The sequence below is a fragment of the Rhodobacter sp. SY28-1 genome, from assembly GCF_005222785.1.
In the GTDB taxonomy this organism is placed as follows: domain Bacteria; phylum Pseudomonadota; class Alphaproteobacteria; order Rhodobacterales; family Rhodobacteraceae; genus Tabrizicola.
On record NZ_STGH01000002.1, the window covers coordinates 982,206 to 1,003,689 of the forward strand.

At 65.9% G+C, this 21,484-nt stretch carries 21 protein-coding genes; 8 read left to right on the top strand and 13 right to left on the bottom strand.

The window, feature by feature from the left end; all coding sequences use genetic code 11:
• Nucleotides 1-100: 100 nt before the first annotated feature.
• Nucleotides 101-922 (top strand): hypothetical protein, encoded by an 822-nt coding sequence (locus E8M84_RS13940; RefSeq protein WP_137111766.1) that lies wholly within the window; start codon nt 101-103, stop codon nt 920-922.
• 72 nt (nt 923-994) lie between these two features.
• On the opposite strand, the gene rbsK is transcribed toward E8M84_RS13940, so the two are convergent.
• Genes rbsK through E8M84_RS13955 form a run of 3 tightly spaced genes read right to left on the bottom strand, consistent with a single transcriptional unit; the run spans nt 995 to nt 3,435 of the window.
• Nucleotides 995-1,912 (bottom strand): ribokinase, encoded by a 918-nt coding sequence (gene rbsK, locus E8M84_RS13945; RefSeq protein ID WP_137111767.1) that lies wholly within the window; start codon nt 1,910-1,912, stop codon nt 995-997.
• Nucleotides 1,913-1,915: 3 nt separating this feature from the next.
• On the bottom strand, nt 1,916-2,368 hold the full coding sequence (locus E8M84_RS13950) for an RbsD/FucU family protein (RefSeq protein WP_137111768.1): 453 nt from the start codon (nt 2,366-2,368) through the stop codon (nt 1,916-1,918).
• Between the two features lie 17 nt (nt 2,369-2,385).
• Nucleotides 2,386-3,435, bottom strand: a complete 1,050-nt coding sequence (locus E8M84_RS13955) for an ABC transporter ATP-binding protein (protein ID WP_137111769.1) — start codon at nt 3,433-3,435, stop codon at nt 2,386-2,388.
• Nucleotides 3,436-3,724: 289 nt separating this feature from the next.
• On the opposite strand from E8M84_RS13955, the gene E8M84_RS13960 reads away from it, so the two are divergent.
• Complete coding sequence (locus E8M84_RS13960; protein ID WP_137111770.1) at nt 3,725-5,353, top strand: extracellular solute-binding protein; 1,629 nt, start codon at nt 3,725-3,727, stop codon at nt 5,351-5,353.
• Here E8M84_RS13960 and E8M84_RS13965 read toward each other — a convergent pair.
• The gene (locus E8M84_RS13965) at nt 5,329-6,324 is read right to left on the bottom strand and encodes an NAD-dependent epimerase/dehydratase family protein (RefSeq protein ID WP_137111771.1); all 996 of its coding nucleotides are present in this window, start codon (nt 6,322-6,324) and stop codon (nt 5,329-5,331) included. The genes E8M84_RS13960 and E8M84_RS13965 overlap by 25 nt on opposite strands.
• A gap of 168 nt (nt 6,325-6,492) precedes the next feature.
• On the opposite strand from E8M84_RS13965, the gene E8M84_RS13970 reads away from it, so the two are divergent.
• The 3 genes from E8M84_RS13970 to E8M84_RS13980 are packed head-to-tail and all read left to right on the top strand — an operon-like array spanning nt 6,493 to nt 9,064.
• On the top strand, nt 6,493-7,596 hold the full coding sequence (locus E8M84_RS13970; RefSeq protein WP_240790386.1) for a carbohydrate ABC transporter permease: 1,104 nt from the start codon (nt 6,493-6,495) through the stop codon (nt 7,594-7,596).
• A 10-nt stretch (nt 7,597-7,606) separates the two neighbouring features.
• A complete protein-coding gene (locus tag E8M84_RS13975) occupies nt 7,607-8,572 on the top strand; it encodes a carbohydrate ABC transporter permease (protein WP_137111773.1) in 966 nt (321 codons plus the stop codon).
• A gap of 36 nt (nt 8,573-8,608) precedes the next feature.
• Complete coding sequence (locus tag E8M84_RS13980; protein WP_137111774.1) at nt 8,609-9,064, top strand: RbsD/FucU family protein; 456 nt, start codon at nt 8,609-8,611, stop codon at nt 9,062-9,064.
• Nucleotides 9,065-9,153: 89 nt separating this feature from the next.
• Here E8M84_RS13980 and E8M84_RS13985 read toward each other — a convergent pair whose 3' ends face one another.
• From E8M84_RS13985 to E8M84_RS14005, 5 genes are read right to left on the bottom strand one after another with little or no spacing between them, the layout of a single operon-like run.
• A complete protein-coding gene (locus tag E8M84_RS13985; RefSeq protein ID WP_137111775.1) occupies nt 9,154-9,888 on the bottom strand; it encodes a creatininase family protein in 735 nt (244 codons plus the stop codon).
• 3 nt (nt 9,889-9,891) lie between these two features.
• Nucleotides 9,892-10,437, bottom strand: coding sequence for an SIS domain-containing protein (locus E8M84_RS13990; RefSeq protein ID WP_137111776.1), 546 nt, complete (start codon nt 10,435-10,437; stop codon nt 9,892-9,894).
• Nucleotides 10,434-11,909 (bottom strand): FGGY-family carbohydrate kinase, encoded by a 1,476-nt coding sequence (locus E8M84_RS13995; RefSeq protein WP_137111777.1) that lies wholly within the window; start codon nt 11,907-11,909, stop codon nt 10,434-10,436. Before E8M84_RS13995 ends, E8M84_RS13990 begins: the two co-directional genes overlap by 4 nt.
• Nucleotides 11,906-12,994 (bottom strand): M42 family metallopeptidase, encoded by a 1,089-nt coding sequence (locus tag E8M84_RS14000; RefSeq protein ID WP_137111778.1) that lies wholly within the window; start codon nt 12,992-12,994, stop codon nt 11,906-11,908. Before E8M84_RS14000 ends, E8M84_RS13995 begins: the two co-directional genes overlap by 4 nt.
• Before the next feature lie 10 nt (nt 12,995-13,004).
• Entirely contained in the window at nt 13,005-13,817 is an 813-nt protein-coding gene (locus E8M84_RS14005) for a BtpA/SgcQ family protein (protein WP_137111779.1), read from the bottom strand.
• A 90-nt stretch (nt 13,818-13,907) separates the two neighbouring features.
• Between E8M84_RS14005 and E8M84_RS14010 the strand changes: the two genes are divergently transcribed.
• Nucleotides 13,908-14,930: an aldo/keto reductase gene (locus E8M84_RS14010; RefSeq protein WP_205914612.1), complete on the top strand. Its 1,023-nt coding sequence runs from the start codon at nt 13,908-13,910 to the stop codon at nt 14,928-14,930.
• Nucleotides 14,931-15,009: 79 nt separating this feature from the next.
• Here the strand turns inward: E8M84_RS14010 and E8M84_RS14015 are convergent, their stop codons facing one another.
• Together E8M84_RS14015 and E8M84_RS14020 are read right to left on the bottom strand one after the other, a co-directional pair.
• The gene (locus E8M84_RS14015) at nt 15,010-15,972 is read right to left on the bottom strand and encodes a sugar phosphate isomerase/epimerase (RefSeq protein ID WP_137111781.1); all 963 of its coding nucleotides are present in this window, start codon (nt 15,970-15,972) and stop codon (nt 15,010-15,012) included.
• Nucleotides 15,969-16,706, bottom strand: coding sequence for a GntR family transcriptional regulator (locus E8M84_RS14020; RefSeq protein ID WP_205914613.1), 738 nt, complete (start codon nt 16,704-16,706; stop codon nt 15,969-15,971). Before E8M84_RS14020 ends, E8M84_RS14015 begins: the two co-directional genes overlap by 4 nt.
• 57 nt (nt 16,707-16,763) lie before the next feature.
• On the opposite strand from E8M84_RS14020, the gene E8M84_RS14025 reads away from it, so the two are divergent.
• The gene (locus tag E8M84_RS14025) at nt 16,764-18,275 is read left to right on the top strand and encodes a UxaA family hydrolase (protein ID WP_240790387.1); all 1,512 of its coding nucleotides are present in this window, start codon (nt 16,764-16,766) and stop codon (nt 18,273-18,275) included.
• Here E8M84_RS14025 and E8M84_RS14030 read toward each other — a convergent pair.
• Both E8M84_RS14030 and E8M84_RS14035 read right to left on the bottom strand, forming a co-directional pair.
• Complete coding sequence (locus tag E8M84_RS14030) at nt 18,268-19,113, bottom strand: amidohydrolase (RefSeq protein ID WP_137111783.1); 846 nt, start codon at nt 19,111-19,113, stop codon at nt 18,268-18,270. The two genes, E8M84_RS14025 and E8M84_RS14030, sit on opposite strands and share 8 nt — an antisense overlap.
• A gap of 103 nt (nt 19,114-19,216) precedes the next feature.
• Nucleotides 19,217-20,092, bottom strand: coding sequence for a PfkB family carbohydrate kinase (locus tag E8M84_RS14035; RefSeq protein WP_240790388.1), 876 nt, complete (start codon nt 20,090-20,092; stop codon nt 19,217-19,219).
• A 249-nt stretch (nt 20,093-20,341) separates the two neighbouring features.
• Here E8M84_RS14035 and E8M84_RS14040 point away from each other — a divergent pair, with 249 nt between their 5' ends.
• Nucleotides 20,342-21,481 (top strand): efflux RND transporter periplasmic adaptor subunit, encoded by a 1,140-nt coding sequence (locus E8M84_RS14040; RefSeq protein ID WP_170971939.1) that lies wholly within the window; start codon nt 20,342-20,344, stop codon nt 21,479-21,481.
• Nucleotides 21,482-21,484 lie beyond the last annotated feature (3 nt).

A 21,484-nucleotide genomic window follows, 5' to 3' on the forward strand; every position in this document is an offset into this window, starting at 1 on the left:
CGGCATTTGTCATGCCAAGACATCTTCTCAATCGATCAAAGGCCTGCAAGGATTGCGCCGTTCCGTGCCACTCCGGCGCGGTAAACCTTCAGGATCCGCCATGACTCCCAAGACATTTGTGCTTCTCCTCGCCTCCACCGCGATTGCCGCGACTGTCCTTCCCGCTCTCGCCCAGGACAATTCCGGGCCCAACGTGGGCGCCGCTGCCGCCGATGCGACCGCTGGCGCTGCGGCAACGATGGGGCTCGCGCAGGACCTCTACGCGCTGGGTGCGGCGCAGGGTGATGCCGTGACCGTGCTGGCCGCAGCCAAGCTGGCGGCATCGGTCGATATCAAATCGGCCGAACCCGCGGCGCTGGACCCCGCGAAGATCACGTTCGGCGAGGGCGACCAGGAAACCTTCCGCAAGAAGGCCGCCCCCGCAGCCCCGGCGGCCCCGGCGCCGATGATGAACGACGGCACCCCGCGCGCGGCGGCCAAGGCCACTTTCTTCAGCGCCACGTCCGAGGATGAAGGCGCGGCCGAGGCTCCGGTCACTGCGGACGCGATGTTTGCCAAGGCCAAGGAACTGGCCGCCGACGACGAGGCGGTGCTGGGCCTGATCGACGATGCGATGGCCGAGGGTTCGCGCGGGCGGATCGGCGGCGCGGTCGAGTGGCTCTCGCGCCTGCCGGCGGGTCAGACCGACGTCTGGGAAATCCCCTATTACGGCAATTCCTACGCCGAGGTCGCCATCGTCGGCGACGGTGATGCGAACCTCGACGTGGCGGTGACCGATGAAAACGGCAATGTCATCTGCTATGACGTCAGCTGGTCGGACAAGCTCTACTGTGACTGGACCCCGGCCTGGGACGGCTATTTCTACGTCACCGTCCAGAACATGGGCGGGTCGCGGAACAGCTATTACCTGCTGACGAACTGACCCAGCGCAACCAAATCAAGAAGGCCCCGGAGACTTGCCTCCGGGGCCTTGTGCTTTCCCTGTCCCAGCGGCTCATCGCGCCAGCAGCGCCTCGATCTCGGATCGCGCGGGCATCGACGGCGCAGTCCCCGGACGCGTCACGGAAATCCCGGCGGTGGCGCAGCCAAAGCGGACCGCGTCGATCACGTCCATCCCCTCGGCCAACGCCACTGCAAATCCGCCGTTGAAGGCATCCCCTGCCCCGGTCGTTTCCACGACCGGACCGGCCGAGATCACCGGCACATGCACCGTGCGCTGCGCATCGTGATAAAGGGCCCCCTTGTCGCCCAGCGTGATGACTACCGCCCCCACGCCCTTGGCCAACAGCGCCGAGGCCGCCGCCTTCGCCTGATCGACCGTCGTCACCGGCAGGCCGGTCAGCGCCTCGGCCTCGGATTCGTTCGGGGTCACATAGTCGCACAGCGCCAGCATCTCGTCCGACAAGGTCGCCGCAGGGGCGGGGTTCAGGATCGTGGTCACCCCCGCCTCGCGCGCGATCTGCAATGCGCGAAGGGCCGCAGGGATCGGCTGTTCCAGCTGCGTCACGAAGATCGCAGCCGACCGGATCAGATCGGCCTTTTCCTCGACATCCTGGGCCGACACCCGGCCCGCCGCGCCCGGCGAGACGATGATGGCGTTGTTGCCCGTAGAATTCTCGATGAAGATATAGGCCGCACCCGTATAGCTTTCGGCGTCCACCTTCACTTCGGGCACCACCCCCGCCTTGGCCCAGGTCGCGCGCGCAATGTCGGCAAAGGCGTCCGCGCCCAACCGCGTGATGAAATGCACCCGGCCCCCTGCCATCGCGGCGGCAACCGACTGGTTCGAGCCCTTGCCACCCGGCCCGAGGACGAAGGAGGTGCCAAGGATCGTCTCGCCCATCTTGGGCTGACGCTCGGCCCGATAGGCGGTGTCGGCAACGAAGATGCCAAGGATAATGATCGGTTTCATGCGTCAGGCCTCCGGCGGGATCACGCCCTTGCGGAACATGAAGCAGCCGTAGAAGCGACGCTCCCCGGTCTGGATCACCGCATAGGACTGCCGCGCCATGTCGTAGAAGGCAAAGCGTTCGATGCTGACCATCTTGCGAGGGCGGCCTTCGGCGTGGTCGATCTCGGCCTGCACTTCCTGCTGCACCGGCGGGATCTCGTCAGGCTTGCCAACGACTTCCATCCGCCCGGCGAAATCATCGACGAAGGTGTCCAGCGGCAGGACCGACAGGATCGCGTTCACCGCCTCGGCACAGGTCAGGTTCTCCATCCGCAGAAGCTTGCCCGTCACCGTGGCCCGCGCCACGGAATCCGACGGGAAGTTGGTATCGGCCACGATCAGCACGTCGCCATGTCCCATCGCGCGCAAGGTGGCAAGCACCTCCGCATTCAGGCGGTTGTCGATTCCCTTCAGCATGTCTCCCCCCGGTTGGCTTACAGGCGCTTGCCGGTCGCCTTGTCGAATAGATGCGCCACCGCGGCATCGGGCGCCAGAGTGATCGTGGCCCCCGGCCCGAACGCGACGCGATTGCGGAAGACCGCCGTCATCTCGCGCCCCTCCAGACGGATGACGACGTGGGTCTCCGATCCCGTGGGTTCCACGACCGCGACGGTGCCGGTCAGGCCCTGGTCAGCCAAGGCCAGATGCTCGGGCCGGATGCCATAGACGACCTCTTGCCCTTCGGCCACCTGCGCACCAGGCGGCATGATCAGGGAAGCGCCCGCCACTTCGACCTTCCCGCCCGCAACGCGGCCCTCAAGCAGGTTCATCGACGGGCTGCCGATGAAGGCCGCGACGAAGGTGTTGGCGGGGCGGTCATAAAGGTCCAAGGGGGCGCCCACCTGTTCGATGCGCCCGCCCTGCATGACGACGATGCGGTCGGCCATCGTCATCGCCTCGATCTGGTCGTGGGTGACATAGACCGTGGTGGTCTTGAGCCGCTGGTGCAGCTCCTTGATCTCGGTCCGCATCTGGACCCGCAGCTTGGCGTCCAGATTCGACAGCGGTTCGTCGAACAGGAACACCTGCGGGTCGCGCACGATGGCCCGACCCATCGCCACCCGCTGCCGCTGGCCGCCCGACAGGGCGCGGGGATAGCGGTCGAGGTAGGGCGTCAGCCCCAGGATCGCGGCGGCATGTTCGACCTTGGCCCGGACCGCGTCCTTTTCCATCCCGCGCATCTTCAGCGCAAAGCCCATGTTCGCGGCCACGGTCTTGTGCGGGTAAAGCGCGTAGTTCTGGAACACCATCGCGATGTCGCGTTCCGACGGGGGCAGGTTGTTGACCCGCTTGTCGCCAATCATCAGGTCGCCATCGGTCACCTCCTCCAGCCCCGCGATCATCCGCAGTAGCGTGGACTTGCCGCAGCCCGACGGCCCGACCAGCACCACGAAGGCCCCGTCGGGAATATCCAGATCAAGGCCGTGAATGACCTGCAGACCGCCATAATTCTTGCGCAACGCGCGGATCGTCACTTCGGCCAAGCGCCCGCCTCCCTGGAGCTTCTCATCGAGTGGTAACCCAGCCAAGCGGGGTCTGTCCATCCGCTGACCATACTAACATGTTAGAATCTTGACAGGCCCTTGCCGCCTTGCGAAGCTGACCAAGGCAAGCTGCCAAACAGGGGAAGAGGGAGACCCCATCCGTTCATCGGTCGCCGCGCGGAACGGGAGGAGCCGGGTCGCAGGCAGGCTGTTGCTGCACCAACGATAACCAGACACCAAGCCGCATCTGGACCCCAGACGCGGGCATGTTCCAAAGGGAGGAGCTACCTTGAAGGTCGAACTTTACGAGATGATGTCCCGGTCACGGCTCAGCCGTCGCCGGATGCTGCAGGGCTCGGTTGCCCTTGGGGCGATGGCCGCGATGCCGAAGGTGATGAGCGGCCCGGCCATGGCGCAGGACAATATCCGCGCCCAGATCCTGGCAATTCCCGGAGTGGGCGCCGGCAGCCCGACCGACGCGCATTGGCAGCAGGTGGGCGAGCTCTGCCTTGGCGCCACCAAGGCCAACGTGGCCGAGGGTGAATTCGCCGGTGTGGAACTGACCTTCCTGGGCCTCAACAACCAGAACCTGCACAATTTCCTGTTCCGTGGCTTCCTAAAGCCGTGGGAGGCCTACACCGGCGCCAAGATCAACTGGATCGACCTCGCCCAGGCCGACTACAACCCGCGTCTCCAGCAGTCGATCGCCACGGGCACCGTCGATTTCGACATCGTCGAGATGGGCGCGCCGTTCGAGGGCGACACCGCGTCGAAGGGTCTTCTGGACGAGATGCCGGATTGGGTGAAGACCCAGATCGAGGCCGACGACCTCGTGGGCTATTTGCAGCCCCCCGTCGGCACCTGGGACGGCAAGACCTACCGCATCAACATCGACGGCGACTGCCACACCTTCTCGTACCGGAAAGACTATTTCGGCGAGGGCGCGATCGGCGGGGCCGAGGTTCCGAAGACCTGGCAGGACGTCAACGCCGTGTCGAAGGCGCTTGTCGGCCAGACCGACCCGCTGACCGGCCTCCCGGCCTATGGCTACCTTGACCCGCTGAAGGGCTGGGGCGGCTTTGGCTTCTACTTCGTCGCCAACCGCGCGGCTGCCTATGTCAAGCACCCCGACGACCGCGCCTGGCTGTTCGATCCGGACACGATGAAACCACGCGTCAACAACCCCGGCTGGGTCCAGGCCTTCCAGGACGTGATGGACCTGATCGCCGCAAATGCCTACCCGGCCGACCAGATCAACGCGGACCCCGGCACCACCGCCTTCAGCCAGTTCCTTGCCGGGACCGGTTCCATGCTGATGTGGTGGGGCGACGTGGGCTCGAACGCGCGCACCTCGGACACCTCGGTCGTGGGTGACGTTGTCGGCTTCGGGATCAACCCCGGCTCGACCCGCCGCTACAACTCGGCAGCGGGTGCGTGGGAGGAAACCGCGAACGAAGCGCCGCTGATGGCCTACATCGGCTGGGGCATCTACGTCACCTCGCGCGTGTCCGGCGACGAGAAGAAGCGCAAGGCCGCCTGGTCGGCTGCGGCGCATCTGGGCGGCAAGGACCTGTCCCTGTGGACAGCTGCCTACCCGTCGGGCTTCCAACCCTACCGCAACTCGCACTTCAACTACGACGAATGGGAAGCGGCGGGCTACGACCGGGCGTTCATCGAGGACTACCTCGGGTCCAACGCCGACAGCTACAACCACCCGAACGCCGCGATCGAGCCGCGGATTCCGGGGATCTTCCAGTACTATTCGGTGGCCGAGGACGAATTGGCCAAGGGCTTTGCCGGGCAGTACAAGTCGGCCCAGGAAACTGCGGACGCCATCGCCGCCGCCTGGGAAAAGATCACCGACCAGATCGGCCGCGACAACCAGATCGCGCTCTACAAGGCATCGCTCGGGATGTGATCGCCTGACGCTGTGACACTGGCCCTGTCCGGGATAGCTCCGGGCAGGGTCGTTTCATTTCTGGTCGCCAGATGCCAGGCCCAGGTCTGGGCCAGCCCCTCCCGCAGCGCGACTTCCGGCATCCATCCGAACACGTCGCGGGCACGCGTGCAGTCCAGGATCGAGACTGGCACATCACAGGCCCTTGGGCTGCCATAGTCCACGACAAGCGACCGACCGGAAACCTCGGACACCAGGTCGATCAGCGCGCGCACCGACACTCCCGTGCCGCTGCCCGCGTTGAAGGTCCCGGTAATCCCGCTTTCCGCTGCCAACACGGCCAGCCGGGCCAGATCGTTGACATGCAGGTAGTCCCGCACGATCGACCCGTCGCCCCAGATGCTGACCGGCTGGCCCAATAGCGCGGACCGCAGCAACCGGCTCACCAGAAACTCGTGTCCCTCACGGCCAAGCCGGGTGCCATAGACATTCGCCGGGCGCAGGATCACCGGCATCAGGCCCTTGGTGCGTGCAGAAAGGTCAATGTAGGATTCGATGGCGACCTTGACGATCCCGTAGGAATTGATCGGCCGCAACGGATGCGTCTCGGGGATCGGCAGTTCCTGCGGGGTCCCGTAGACCACTCCCCCCGATGAGACATAGACCAGCCGACGGATGCCGGCCTGTTCCATCAGGTCCAGAAGACCGACCGTCGCCGCAAGGTTGCCCTCGATGTCCAGCATCGGGTTCTGGTCGCCCGACGCCGGGGTTGTCGCGCTGATCATGTGGAAGACAACGTCCGCCCCGGCAATAGTCGCCGCAAAGGATGCGCGATTGCCGTAGTCGAGGAAGCGGTACTCAACTCCTTTAACCGGACCACGCAGGGCTTCCGGACGCCGCGAGACCACCCGCACGGAATGGCCAGCACCGACAAGCCGGTCCACCACATGCGAACCGATGAACCCGCAACCACCCAGGACGACACATCGCATCTGCGGTTCCCGACCCTTTACCACCGCGAATGGGGTGGCACGGTTTCACCACAGATTGCAACCCGGCGTTTGCGACCGACCCATGCTGGTGCCGTGCGTGCAGTTGGCGATGCCCGGGCGGTGAATTCCGCTTCCCAAGCGCCACGTCGCCCGGCTAACATGTCAGTTATGAGCGGAAGCGATCAGTTGCACGTCGTCACCTCGGACGACATCACCCCCGGCAGGGTCCGGTTTGGCAAATCCCTCGTCTGGGGCGCGGCTGCAGTCCTTGCGCTGGTGGCGCTGGCCCAGTTCGCGCAGACCGCGGGCTGGTATGACTTCGGCTTCGACACCTGGCGCCCGACGCTGTACGCCTACTGCCTCTGGGCCACCGCCCTGTGCTGGGCGCAGGTCATCACGCGCGGGGAACATGGCAAGCGAACCCTCTTCGTCCTGCCCGCCGCGCTGTTCGTGATCTCGCTGACCGTCTTCCCGCTCTTGTTCGGGCTGATCATCGCCTTCTCCAACTGGAACCTGTCCAGCCTGTCCGGTCGCCAGTTCAACGGCGTCGCGAACCTGGTCCAGATGTGGAACGACCCGTTCTACTGGAATGCCCTTGGCAACATGGTGATCTACGTCCTGGCGATCCTGGTCGAATACGCCATCGCGTTCGGGCTTGCCCTGATCCTTGCCGGCCAGATCCGCGCGCGAAAGTTCTGGCGCGTGGCCTTCCTGATGCCGCTGATGCTGTCGCCCGTCGCGGTCAGCTGGATGATCGGCAAGTCGATGCTGGAACCCCGCTTCGGCCCACTCGCGCGTCTCGCCCGCAGCCTGGGGATCGAGAACCCGAGTTTCTTTGAATCCCCTTGGATGGCCAAGCTGACCATCATGGTGCTGGACGCCTGGACCTTCATTCCCTTCATGATGATCATGCTGCTGGCAGGTCTGCAGGCGATCCCGAAGGAACTGCAGGAGGCCAGCCGCGTCGATGGCGCGACGGGCTGGAAAAGCTTCTGGGAGATCACCTTCCCCCTGATGCTGCCGGTGTCGGTGACCGCGATCCTGATCCGCATCATCTTCAAGCTGAAGCTGGCCGACATCGTCATCACCGTCACCTCCGGCGGGCCGGGGGGGGCCACGGACACCGTCACCAGCTTCATCTTCCGCGAATACCGGGAAAGGTCCAACGTTGGTTACGGCACGATGCTGGCGATGGTCTACCTGGTGCTGATCGTCATCGCGATGACCGTCTTGATGAAGTTCGCCAACCGCCTGACGAAACCCCGGACCTGACGAGGGAACCATGACCGACACCCCCGTCCAGATCTTCCGCGACAGCGACACCGACCGCGGCTTCCGCATGAAATGGTGGGCCAGCCGGACCGCGATCTACGGCGTCCTCGCCTTTTGGGCGGTGATCTGCCTGTTCCCGATCTACTGGACCGCGACGACCAGCTTGAAGATGGCCCCGAACGTGATGCAGGGCCAGATGGTTCCCTTCCCGCAATCCTGGACGCCCGAGGGCGACTGGGCGAAAAAGCTGTTCTACGCGCCGAAGTGGAAGGGCTGGGAATCCATCGGCTTGTCTCCCCAGACCCTGAGCCAGGAAAGCACCGTCCGGGCGGAGTTCCTGAAACGCTTCGGCAATTCCACTATCGTGGCGCTGGTGTCGTCGACGCTGGCGGTGGTTCTGGGCGCGATGGCCGCCTATGGCCTGTCGCGGTTCCGCTACAAATGGGCCTGGTTGAAGAACGACGACATCCTGTTCTTCTTCTTGTCGCAGCTGATCCTGCCGCCCGTCGTGCTCGCCCTGCCGTTCCTTGTCCTTTACAAGGAGCTGGCGCTTCTTGACACCCGGATCGGCCTGATCCTTCTCTACACGCTCTCGGTCCTGCCCATCGTCATCTGGATCATGAAGGACCAGTTCGAGACGATCCCGACCGAGTTGGAAGAGGCCGCCCTCGTCGACGGGCTGTCGATCTGGGGGGCGTTCCTGACGATCATCGTGCCCATCGCGCTGCCGGGGATGGTGGCGGCCTTCATCCTGAGCCTCGTCCTGACCTGGAACGAGTATTTCTTCGCCGCCCTCCTCACCTCGACCCACGCGAACACGCTGCCGGTGATGGTGGCAAGCCAAACCGGCAGCCAGGGGATCAACTGGTGGTCGATGGCGGCCCTGTCCTTTGCCGCGATCCTGCCCTTGATCGTGATCGGGGTGGTGCTGGAACGGTTCATCATCAAGGGCATGGCCGCGGGGGCGGTAAAGTAAGGTGGGCAGGATTGCCCACCCTACGAAAGGGATCGCATGCTGAAAGGGATCGACCAGAGGCTGAGCGCCGAGATCGTCCATGTCCTGATGCTGCTGGGGCATGGCGATGACTTGGTCATCTGTGATGTCAATCACCCGGCGGCGGCCATCGCGGCGGAGACGACCTATGGCCGGCTGATCGACATGGCGGGCTGCGACATCCCCACAGCCGCCCGCGCGATCCTGACGCTGATGCCGCTGGACACCTTCGTCCCCGCCCCGGTCTCTCGCATGCAGGTCGTGGGCAACCCTGACGGCCAAGTGCCGATCTTTGCCCGGATGCAGGCCGTAGTAGACAAGGCCGAGGGCCGGACCGTGTCAATCCAGGCGCTTGAACGCTTCGACTTCTACGCCGCCGCGAAACGCGCCTTTGCGATCATCCGGACCAGCGACAGCGGCCCCTACGGCTGCTTCATCCTGAAGAAGGGCGTGGTGGACCTTCCCGAATTGTAGAGTGGACGCCTCCTCGCGCGCCTTCGGCTTCTCGTCGGTGGGTCAGCGAGGAGTGACGAAGTCATCGACGAGCGGTTCCGGGTGGCGAGTCAGCCCAGTCCCAGCACCTGCCGCAGATGAGCCAGCGCGATCTGCACTCCGACTTCCCCCATGGCGGGCGATGCCTCCCCAGCGTCCCCGGTATACCAGTGGTCCCCATCCCCGGCTCGGGCCATGTCCACGGTGTCCGGCGCAAGGGCCTGCATCAGCGCGGTTTCACCTTTCCCGGCATGGTCGAACGGGAAATCCGCGCCCTTGGGAAAGAGGGGATGGATCCGGATCCAGTTGAACGGGTCCGCGCCTTCGGCCTGCCGGGCGTAGTAGTCCTGCATCCCCCGTTCGCCCCACCACCCGGGGCCACGGGTCGCCTCCAGAAACCGCATGATCGCATTGCGGCCCGCAAGGCGGAAGGCAAGGTCGGTGGGCATGCCCTGGTCGAAGCCTTCGGTCTGGTGGTGGATCACGCCCCGGATGTTGCGGAAGCCTGCCTTCAGAAGTGCGCCGAATAGCCCCTCGGCTATCGGCAAGATCGCGCCCGCGTCGATGTGCAGCGTCCCCGTCCCCTCCGGCCCCGCCACGGCATGGCTGGCCGCGCCATAGGCGAAGGGGGGCAGGGTGATGATTGCGTCGCCCAGCCGTGCCAGAACCTCGGTCACCGCCAGCAGGTCCACACCTGCGGGCAGGTGCTGGCCGTGATACTCCATCACCCCGATCGGCAGGACCACGGGCGTGTTCGCCGCGATGGCCGCTTGCAGCTGGTGCGGGCGGAGGCGGGCGAAGTCCATCGCCTACTCCAAGTTCGTGTGGCGGGCGCGCATCGCCTCAGGCGTCTGGCCCAAAAGCGTAGCAAGGCGCAGGACCATGATTTCGAACACCAGGAACATCGCGCCTTCGAACAGCGAGCCCATCGGCAGGGTGGAAATGCCTCCAAGGTCACGAGCCATCGTCTGCGCCGGGATCACCAGCAGTTGGTCAGCGCGAGCCGGGCTGGGCTTGTCCGGCTCGGCCGTGACCATCAGCACCCTTGCGCCGTCGCGTTGGGCCACCCCCATCAGCGCCGTGACGGTGGACAGTTCGCCCGGTCCGGCCGAGCAGAGGAACAGATCGCCCGTCCCCAGCGGCGGGGCCGCCATGTCACCCTGCATGGTAACGTGCAGGCCAAGGTGGTGAAGCCGCATGGCAAGGGCGCGCATCATCAGGCCTTCGCGGCCGCAGCCGTAAAGGACGATCTTCCCGGCGTTTGCGATGGTCTGGCAGGCGGCTTCCACCTGCGCATCGTCGAGGGTGAGGGCGACCGTTTCCAGCTCTCGCAGGGCGGAAAGCATGGGGTTCATGGGAGAGCCTGCATGATGTCTTTCGTCTGCGAATAGAGCCGCTTCCAGAGCGGGTACTGCGTGGCGTAGGCGGGAACGGTTTCGGGCTGGACCGTCGTCGCGTTGGGGTTCCAGGCCAGGATGTCCTGCGGCTGGGCAGCCCCGATCGCGCAGGCGGCAAGGAAGGCGTCGCCATAGCTTGCGCCGATGGTCTTTTCGCAGACATGCTGCGCGACTCCGCCGAAGTCGGAGGTCGCCTGGAGCCAGAGCTGGTTCTTCGTGCCGCCGCCCACCGCCAGCACGCGGGCCGGGGAGGCTCCGGCCTCGGCATAGGTTTCCAGCACATGCGCGGTGCCTGCGGCGATGCCTTCGCAGACCGCGCGGAAGAGGTCGGCGCGGGTGTGGGTGAGGTTCAGGCCGAAGAAGCTGCCCCGAGCGTGGGGGTCGTGGATCGGGGTGCGTTCACCGGAGAAGTAGGGCAGGCACAGGAGGCCCTTCGCCCCTTTGGGGCTGTCCATCGCCTCGGTGACCAGGGCCGCGAAATCGGTGTCCCGGGCCAGCTGGTCGCGAAACCAGTGGGTGAGGGTGCCGGAGGTCGCAAGGCCCGCCATCGAGGCATGGGTGCCAGGGAAAAGCCAGGGGGCATACCAAAGCCGCGGGTCGCGGACCGGCTGGCCGGTCACCTGGATGATGAAGATGGTCGAGCCATACATCAGCATCATCTCGCCGGGATACTGGACGCCGACGCTGACCGCCTCGGCCGCCGCGTCGATGGTGCCGCAGGTGACGGGGGTGCCTTCTGCGAGGCCGGTCTCGGCGGCGGCTTCTGCGGTAACGTGCCCGGCAATCTCGGTGGACCACATCAGGCGCGGGAGTTTGTCCAGCGGGATGATGTCGGGGGCAAGGTCGGTGATCCAGTTCTGGGTCGTCACGTCGTAGAGCGGCGAGAAGTTCGCGGCGGTGTAGTGGTCGATCACATATTCCCCGGTCAGCTTCCAAGTGAGGTAGCTGGTGGAGGTCAGGACCTTGGCGGTCTGCGCATAGAGGTCGGGCTGGGTCTCCTTGAGCCACAGGATCTTTGGCCCGACCGATTGCGAGGTGAGGGCATTGCCGCAGCTCTGGTGGATGGTCGCCTCGCCGATCTGGGCGTTGAGGGCGGCGATCTGGTCCGTCGCGCGGGTGTCGACGCCATAAAGGACGCCGTTCATCAGGGGTTTGCCGATGGCATCGACGGGCAGCATGCAGGGGCCGATAGCGCTGGCTGCGACGGCTTTGATGTCCTTGGGGTCAAGGCCGGATTGGGCAAGCAGCGCCTTGGTGATGTGAACGAAGTCGCCCCACCAGTCCTCATCCGCGCGATGCTCGGCCCAACCGGCGCGGGGAACAATCATCTTGTGCGGTCTGCTGGCCTGGGCGGTGATGCGGCCCTGGGCGTCGACGAGGACGCCCTTGGATTCGAAGGTGCCGATGTCGATGCCGAGTGTGTGGGTCATCGGGTGAGCTTGAGGTCGGGGGTGATGGCGGAAAGGGCGGTGTCGACGAGGGTAACGAGGCCATCAAGGTCCTGCGGGTCGACGACTTCGAGGGCGGAGTGGGAGTAGCGCATCGGGAAGCCGACATCGAGGCAGGCGACGCCTTCGGGGCCCATGAACTGGATGTAGCTAAGGTCGGTGAGCGCCCCGGTATGGGCGGAGCGTTGGAGGGGGAGGTTGGCGTTGGTGGCGGCGTCCTCGAACAGGCGGACGAGGGCGGGGTGGGGGATGACGCCGTTCAGGGTGCCGCGACCGTGGAAGGAGTAAAGCGAAATGCCGGGGCCGCCGCCGAGGGTGACGTCGCCTCGGGCCGTCATGTCGGGCGTGTCGCAGGCGAGAAGGAGGTCGATCTGCAACGCGATGGCGGGTTGCAGGGCGGTCGCGGCGGGAAGGACTCCGCGCAGGTTGTATTCCTCTTGCACCGACCAGACGAGGTGAAGGGTGGGGCCGGGTTTGCCTCTGCGGGCCTCGGCGAGTTTCAGGAGGGAGGCGCAGCCCGCGCGATCGTCCACGGAAGTCCCGGCGATGCGGTTGTTGGCCAGTTGCAGGGCGCGGGGGAGATAGGTGACGGGCGTGCCGATCTTGACACCTGCCGCCTCGGCTTCGGCTTTCGTCGAGAACCCGGCATCGACGTAGAGGTCGGCGTAGGGGAGGACCTTGTATTTCTCCTCGGGGGTCGTTGCGTGGTGGCTTTTGTTGGCGATGAGGGCCGGGAGGTCTCCCTGTTCGGTGCAAAGGAGGACACCTTGCGCGGGCAGGGCGCGTTCGGGGACACCGCCAAGACGTTCGAGGCGGATGAGGCCGGAGGGTTCGATCTTGCGGACGATGAAACCCAGCTGGTCCATGTGGGTGAAAACCATCACGGGCGGCAGGGCCGGGTCGCCGGGGATCGTGCAGGTCAGGTTGCCGAGACGATCAGAATGGTGAGAAAGGCCAAGGCTGTCCAGATGCGCCGAGATAGCGGCGGCGACGCGGGTCTCATAGCCCGCGAGGCCGGGGATCAGCATCAGTTCGACGGTCAGGTCTGCGACGGAGGGGAGCGTCATTTCCCGCCTCTCATTTCCCGCCTCGGGCGGCGCGGGCGCGGGTCATGAAATCGGCAGCACGGTCGGGGTCGACGGCGGCCCAGGTGTCACCGCCCACCTTGAGGGCCGAGCCGACGATGCAGCCGTCAGCCACGGCCAGCACATCGGCAACGGTGGCGTGCTTGACGCCGGTGTTCGCCAGCACCGGAGTGTTGGGCAGAACGCGCTTGACGCCCTCCAGGTCCTCCATCCGTGCGGCCTCGCCGGTGATCGCGCCAGACACCAGCACCGCGTCCGGGATCGAGGAGAAGACGGCGGAACGGGCGCGGTCGGGCAGCGGGCGGCGGTCGAGGCTGTCGGCAAACTCGGCCGAGACATTGTAGAGCCGGGCCACGCCCCCTGCCCCAAGGCGCTGAGCATAACGGACAGCAGCGCCCGCGTCGGGGGCCCAGACGCCCATGTCCGAGGCATAGGTGCCAGTGAAGATCTCGCGCACGAAGGCGGCGCCGGTGGCGGCGGCGACGGCGAAACTGGACATCGGGTCCCAGAGCACGTTGACGCCGAAGGGCACCGTGATCTCGTCCCGCAGGCGGCCAATGACATAGGCCATGGTGGCAGACGAGGCGGTGTCGACCCGCAACTCATAGGGACGGTCGTTTTCGTTGCCGAACATCACGGCATCGAAACCGGCGGCCTGCAGGGCCTTGAGATCGGCGCGGGCGTCGGCAAGGATTCCCTCCACTCCGCGTCTGGCATCATGCAGTGGCGTGCCCGGCATGGCGCCAAGATGCACCATTGCGATCACGGGCTTGCGGTCGCCGAAGACGGCTTGAAAACGTGACATCTGATCCCCCCTGCGACCGTCACGCTAGCGCGAAAGCCGTTGGACGTGAAGCGGGATCATACTAGCATGTCAGCAAGCAGGAGGGCACGGATGCTGGCCACAAGACACTGGGATCGCCTTGGAAATGGCGGGCTGACCTTCACCGAACTGGGCTTTGGCTCGGCGCCATTGGGCAACCTGTTCCGGGCGATCAGCGATGATGACGCTCATGCCATCCTGCAGGCCGCCTGGGACGCTGGAGTACGCTATTTCGATACCGCGCCGCTGTATGGGCTGGGTCTGTCCGAGACCCGGTTGAACCGGCTGCTGAGGGACAAACCACGCGACTCCTATGTCCTGTCGTCCAAGGTCGGACGCCTGCTGAAAGCGGTTCCTCCCGGTCAGGGCGATGGGGCGGGCAAGTGGGTCGATGTGCCCTCGCGGAAAGAGGTCTACGACTACAGCTATGACGGCACGATGCGCAGCCTGGAGTTTTCGCTGGAACGCCTCGGGTTGGACCGGATCGACATCCTCTATGCCCATGACCTGGACATCTTCAACCACGGCACGCAGGCGGCGTTGCAGGAAAGGCTGGATGCCTTCATGGCGGGCGGCTACCGGGCGCTGGTGGCCTTGCGCGATCAGGGGGTGATCCGCGCCTTTGGTGGCGGGATCAATGAATGGCAGCCCTGCCAATGGCTGCTGGAGCGGGGGGATTTCGACCTGTTCCTGCTGGCGGGGCGCTATACGTTGCTGGAGCAGGAAGCGCAGGACAGCTTCCTGCCCATGTGCGTGGACCGTGGGGTCGGGATTGTCGTGGGCGGGCCCTACAACTCGGGCATCCTGGCCGTGGGGCCGAAGCCGGGTGTGCATTACAACTATGCCCCGGCGCTGGACTGGGTGCTGGACAAGGCGGCTCGGCTGCAGTCCGCCTGCACGCGCCATGGCGTCCGGCTGGTCGACGCAGCCTTCCAGTTCCCGCTGCGACATCCAGCGGTGGTCTCGATGATTCCCGGTGGGCAGGGACTGGAAGAGATGGCGTCGAACCTGCAGGCAGCTACTACAAAGGTTCCGGAAGCACTGTGGCAGGAGTTGCGGGCCGAGGGGCTGATCCGGGCGGACGCGCCGATCTGAGGATTGCCTCCTCGTGCGCCTTCGGCTTCTCGTCGGAAGGCGGCCCCAGCGAGGAGGGACGAAGTCCCCGACGAGCGCGTCAGGCGCCGTAGAGTGCGCCCATCACGATCCGCGTGGCCGCAGCGGCGTCCTGACGGGCCTGCGCGTCGGCAAGTGCGGCATTCCCGGCCAGCGACCGCGCAACACTTCGTAGCCGGTCGCTGACAGCGATGTTTGCCCGCGCCTCGCCCACCGGGTCGGTCCCGCCATGGTCGGGGAAAGTGTCGAAATAGATCACCCCGTCATAGCCCAGCCGGTCCAGCGCCATGAATAGCTCCACTGTCTGCACCGGGTGGACCGAGCCCGCGATCAGACCGTCGTCGCGCTTGCCGTAACCGTCGTTGAGGTGGACGCCGAGGATGCGGCTTTTCCGGCCCGCCAGCATGGCCGCGCGGGCAGGCATCTCTCCGGCAAACAGCATGTGGCAGAAGTCCAAAGTGACGCCGGTGTTGGGCCTGCCGACCTCGGCCAGAGCCAGCAGCGTCGTGGTCATGTCGGGCATCACGACATGGGCACGGGGTTCATTCGGCTTGTATTCGATGGCGATGTCGATGGTGGGGTTGTGGTCCGCGACCTCGGCAATGGCCGAAATGCTGTCGTCCCACATCCGGGCGTAGTCGGCCTGGAAGGAATAGTCGAACCCGTCCTGCCCCATCCACAGTGTCATCAGCCGCCCGCCCATCGCCGCCAGCGCGTCGATCCCGCGTTTGGTCAGGTCGATGGCGGCGCGGCGGACCTTCGGATCGGGATGGCTGAACGCGCCCAGACGGAAGCCCGGGTCGGTGTAGTAGCGCATCGCAAGGCCGTTCAGCGCCATGCCGTTGTCAGTGAGGATGCGGGACAGCTCGGCCGGGGAATGGTGGTCAAAGTGGTCGGGGAAGTTCAGGTCGGCCGCATCAAGACCCCCCACCTGCCCTGCCGCTGCGATCATCTGGGCCACTGTATCGCCCTTCTGCTTGAAGGCATTCAGGCGGGTGGCATAGCGGGGCTTGTTCGGGATCATGGGGCAGGGGCTGCGAAAAGCTCGGGGTGGGCGCGTTCCAGCGGCGCAAGGTATGTCAGCAATTGGCGCAGGTGATGCTGGACGGCAAGGCGGGCGCTGTCGGGGTCCCGCTCCTCGAAGGCGGCAAGGATCGCGCGGTGTTCCAGAAGCGTGGCAGCCAGGCGCCCTTCGACCGGCAGGATCAGCTGGCGCGCGCGGTGCACTGACAGCCAAGCGGTCTGCGAGACCTGCGGCAAGCGGGGAAAACCGGTGTAGGACAGCATCAGCTCGTGAAATTGGGCGTCGAGCGCCATGAACCCCTGCCGGTCGCCATCTGCCACCAGCGCCTCTTGCAGTTTGACGTTCCGGCGCAGGTCGCGCAGCTGATCCTCGGTGATCCGCTCCGCCACCAGTTCGGCGGCGGCGACCTCGATCGCCTCGCGGATGAAGGCGCCTTCGCGGATGTCGGTCATCGACAGGCGGGTGACGAAAGTGCCCGCCTGCGGGATCACATCCACGAGGCCGTCCGAGGCCAGCTTTGCAACCGCATCGGCGACCGGGCTGCGCGAGACGCCAAGGCGGTCACAGATCTCGGGCTTGCGGATGCTGTCACCGGGCCGGAAGTCCAGCGTCAGGATCGCGTGTTTCAGGCTTTGATAGACCCGTTGGCCCAAGGACCCCTGGAAACGTTCCAGTGGCAGAAGCATGGCAGCGCCATTCTGGTCTTGTGGTTCGGTCCGGGGCGCTTGTAGCATGCTAACATGTTAGGCTTGGCGGCCTGCCTGTCAAGCAAGGCCGCGTTGGGGGAAATGATGGCAGATCCTGTTATCCGATTGCACGACAGAGACAACCTTGTCATCGCCTTGGGCGATCTGGCGAAGGGCGCCATGGTGGCCGGCGTGTCAGTGCCGCTGCCCGGTCCGGTGCCGCGCGGGCACAAGCTGGCGACGCGGGCGATTGCCAGGGGCGAGATCGTGCTGCGCTATGGCCAGTCCATCGGCCAGGCGACCGAGGACATTCCCGAAGGCGGACATATCCATTCCCACAACCTTGGCATGGGGCCACACAGCACCGACTATGCCATCGGCGAAGGAGCGACGCCCCTGCCCCCGCTACCCCCGCGTGAGTTCATGGGCTATCCCCGCGCCGACGGCCAGGTGGGGACGCGGAACTACATCGGGATCCTCACCTCGGTGAACTGCTCCGGCTCGGTGGCGCGCTTCATCGCCGAGGCGGCGGAGAAGGACCCCGTCCTGTCGTCGATGCCGAACATCGACGGCTTTGTCCCCATCGTCCACAACACCGGCTGCGGCATGTCCGGGGTGAACGAGGGCTTCGACACTCTGATGCGCACGCTGAAGGGCTACGCGCGGAACGCGAACTTCGGGGGCATCCTGCTGGTGGGCCTGGGGTGCGAGGTGATGCAGGTCCCGGACCTCGTCGGCCAGGGACGGCTGCGCCCCGACGGCAACTTCCGCTACATGACGATCCAGGGGACCGGAGGCACCCGGGCCACCATCGCCAAGGGGCTGGAGGTCCTGCGCGAGATGGCCGAAGTGGCCTCCAAGGTGGCCCGCGTGCCCGCGCCGGTGTCAAAGCTGGTCATCGGCCTGCAATGCGGGGGGTCGGACGGATATTCCGGGATCACGGCGAACCCCGCGCTGGGGTATGCAAGCGATTTGCTGGTGCGTATGGGAGGCACGACGATCCTGTCCGAGACACCCGAGATCTACGGGGCCGAACACCTGTTGACACGCCGCGCCGTCACACAGGAGGTGGGCGAAAAGCTGATCGACCGGATCAGGTGGTGGGAAAACTACACCGCGATAAACGGCGGCGAGATGGACAACAACCCCAGCCCCGGCAACAAGCGCGGCGGGTTGACGACAATCCTGGAAAAGTCGCTGGGCGCGGTGGCCAAGGGCGGCACCGCGCCCCTGTCCGGGGTCTACAAGTTCGCCGAACCGATAACCTCCCCCGGCTTTGTCTACATGGACAGTCCCGGCTACGACCCCTGCAGCGTCACCGGACAGATCGCCAGCGGGGCCACCATGATCGTCTTCACCACCGGGCGCGGGTCGGTTTCCGGCTACAAGCCCAGCCCCTGCATCAAGCTGGCCACCAACAACGAGATGTATGCCCGGATGGCCGAAGACATGGACATCAACTGCGGCGACATCATCGACGGGGTCTCCATCGAGGCCAAGGGCGCCGAGATCCTTGAAAAGATCATCGCCGTCGCCTCGGGTCAGCGCACCCTGTCCGAGGACCTGGGCTTCGGCGGGGCCGAGTTCGTGCCCTGGCAGATCGGCGCGGTCATGTAAGCCGGTAGAAGGCGCGCGCGGTGTCGCGGTAGATCAGGCGCTGCTCCGCGTCGGACAGGTCGGCGATCACCTCGTCGACCACCGCCACCCAGCCTGGATAGCTGATCCGCAGGGTCGAGACCGGCCAGTCCCCGCCGAACATGATGCGGGACGGTCCGAAGGCCTCCAGCGCCATCTCCATGTAGGGGCGCAGGGTCTCGGCTGTCCAGTCGGCGGCGGCTTCCGTGGCGACTCCGGACAGCTTGCACACGACGTTCTCGCGCCGCGCCAGATCGCGCATCTGGTCGGCCCAGGGCTGCATCAGTCCCGCCGCGATCCCGGGCTTGGCGATGTGGTCAAGCACCATTGGCACGTTCGGACAGGCATCCACCAGCGTGATCGTGGACTGCAGCTGCGGATGCTTCAGGCACAGATCGAACGACAGCCCGTGATCCGCCAGCGCCCGCACGCCCGCCACGAAATCGGGCCGCAGGCAGAAAGCCGGGTCGGGCTCATCCTGATAAATGCGCCGGATGCCCCGCACCTTGTCGATTCCGGCCAGCCGTTCCAGATCGGCGCGCACCCCGTCGCCCTTTTCCAGCGGGGCATTGCAGACCATTGCTGCGATCCGCGGCTCCTCCACTGCCCAGGCCAGCACCTGATCCGCCTCGACAAAGGTCTGGTCCGGCACTGCGGCACATTCCAGGAAGACCAGCGCTTCAATATCGACCCCGGCGCTGGCCGCCTTGAAATCGGCAGGCAGGAAGGGCCGGTCCAGCGGGTCAAAAAGCCAAGGATAGCTCAGGCGCCGGGGGTCCCACAGGTGCAGATGGCTGTCGATGATCGGAAAGCTGGGCATCCGGGCCTCGCGTGAAAGGGCGTCTCAGGGATGCTACACCGGGACGAAGGGACGGGGCCAGCGTCCTGCGGTGGCCGGGGTCACTTTGCGAAACGTTCGCACTCTACGCCGCCACTTCCCCCGCGACATGCCGCGCCGCAGCGTCCGAGGCTGTGGCACAGGCCTCGACCAGCGGCTGTCCCAAGGCTAGTGCGGCCGCCAGTGTCCCGGTAAAGCAGTCCCCGGCCCCGTGCGTGCTGGACACCTTCACCTTCCGCGCCGGCAGGGTGACGGGATCAGTCCCGGGCGCAGATAGAGCCAACCCGCTTGCCCCCGCCGTGACGATGACGGCCCGGTACTCCTGCGCAAGCTGGACCGCCGCCGACAGCGCCGAGGAAAGGTCCGTCACCTGGGCCGCCCCGGACATCTCGGCTTCGACCGCATTCACCACCAGCACATCGACCAGACCGCGCAGCTCCACCGGCAACGCCCGAGCCGGAGCCGCGTTGAGGATGACCCGGACACTCCGCTTCCGCGCCGCACGGGCGGCGGCAAGATTGACCTCTTCAGGGATTTCATTTTGCAAGAGAACGACCTGCACATCCTGCCAGAGTGCGTGATCGTCCAGCCCGGCCGGATCCAGCCGAAGATTGGCGCCCGAGACGATGGTCGCCGCATAGTCCCCGGCCTGGTCCTGGATCGCCACGCTCATCCCCGAGCCGACACCGTCCAGTTCGCGCACATAGCGGCGGTCGACCTGGCCGCGGTCCAGCGCCTCCAGCAGGAATGCCCCGAACCCGTCCTTTCCGACCGCACCATAAAGGCGCGCGGTCGCCCCCGCCGCCCCGGCGGCCACCGCCTGGTTGCCACCCTTGCCGCCAAACTTCGGATACCAGCGCCGCCCGACCGCGGTCTCATCGACCCGCGGCAGGTGGTCCGCCTCGACCATGATGTCGTGGTGCAGCGAGCCGACGACAAGGACCGCAGGGTTCCGCGACACGGTTTCTGTTCCTTCCTGCGTCAGTTGGCCGATCCTCCGGCGCGGGCAGGATGCACGGATTGCGGCGTTGGGAAAAGGGGCCGGAAGGCGCGGCGCTGATTGGTATGCGATCCTCCAATGATGATTCTTTCGGCAAATGTCCCGATCAACAACTTGTTGGGTTGTCATTCGGGCGGGATGTTGCAGGTTTGTGTGATCCTGACGTCCTCACAAGACGCCTTCCGACTATTGCGAGAGCAGGCCAACACAATGAAGGTCATCCCCCAGCTTGCGATTGTGGCACTGGTCGGCGCTGTCGCCGTTCCCCTGTCGGCCTGGCTCGTCCCCGGAACCCGGCCCTGGCTGGACCAGATTGGCCTTCTGCAGCCACTGGCCGCGGCGGGGCTGGTCCCGGCGGGGCAAAGTGAGGAGGCGAGAGGCCCGGGCGGAGCAAATCCCGGGGCCGGTGGCGTTCCGGTCGTCGCCAGCGCCTTCAGGATCGAGAGTCTGAAGGATGTGGTGTCGGCCATCGGCTCTGCCCGAGGTGCTCAGGCGGTCGAGCTGTCGTTCGAGGTCACCGGGCGGCTTCAGGCCGTTGCGGTCGCGCCCGGCAGCCGGGTGGCGGCTGGCGACGTCATCGCGGAACTGGAAGCGGAAACGGCCCAGCTGGCGGTCGAGCGGGGCCGTCTGGTGCTGGAGGACGCAAGGCGGACCGCCGAGCGGCTGGCGCAATTGTCGGCCTCTGGCGCGTCCACCGAATTGCAGCGGCAGGAGGCGGAACTGTCCCTGCGGACCGCCGAGCTTGCCCTGCAATCGGCCGAACGGGACCTGTCCAACCATCGCCTGCTTGCGCCGATTGCCGGCTATGTCGGTCTGGTCGAGGCGCAGGTCGGGGATCTGGTGTCCTCCTCGACGCCGATCACCCGGATCGAGGATCGGTCGAGCCTGATCCTGGAATTCCGTGTGCCGGAACGTCTGGCGGCGATGGTCGCCGTGGGCGATGCGGTCCAGGCGACCGCCATTTCAACGCCGGGCGAGGTGATCGAGGGTCGCATTGTCGCGGTCGACAACCGCATCGACGAAGCCAGCCGTACCCTGCGCGTGCAGGCGACCATCGGCAATGCCGACGACCGTCTGCGCGCCGGGATGGCGTTCCAGATCACCCTGACCTTCACTGGCGAGGAGCATCCTGCCGTCGATCCGCTTGCGATCCAGTGGGGGGCGGACGGGGCCTTTGTCTGGGTGGTGCGCGACGCCAAGGCCGCGCGTCAGCCGATCCGCATCTTGCAGCGCAATGCCGAGACGGTTCTGGTCGAGGCGGAGTTCCAACCCTCGGATCTGGTGGTGACTGAAGGGGTCCAGGCCCTGCGTCCGGGCGCGGACGTGACTGTGACTGCGCCGGAGAGCTGAGCC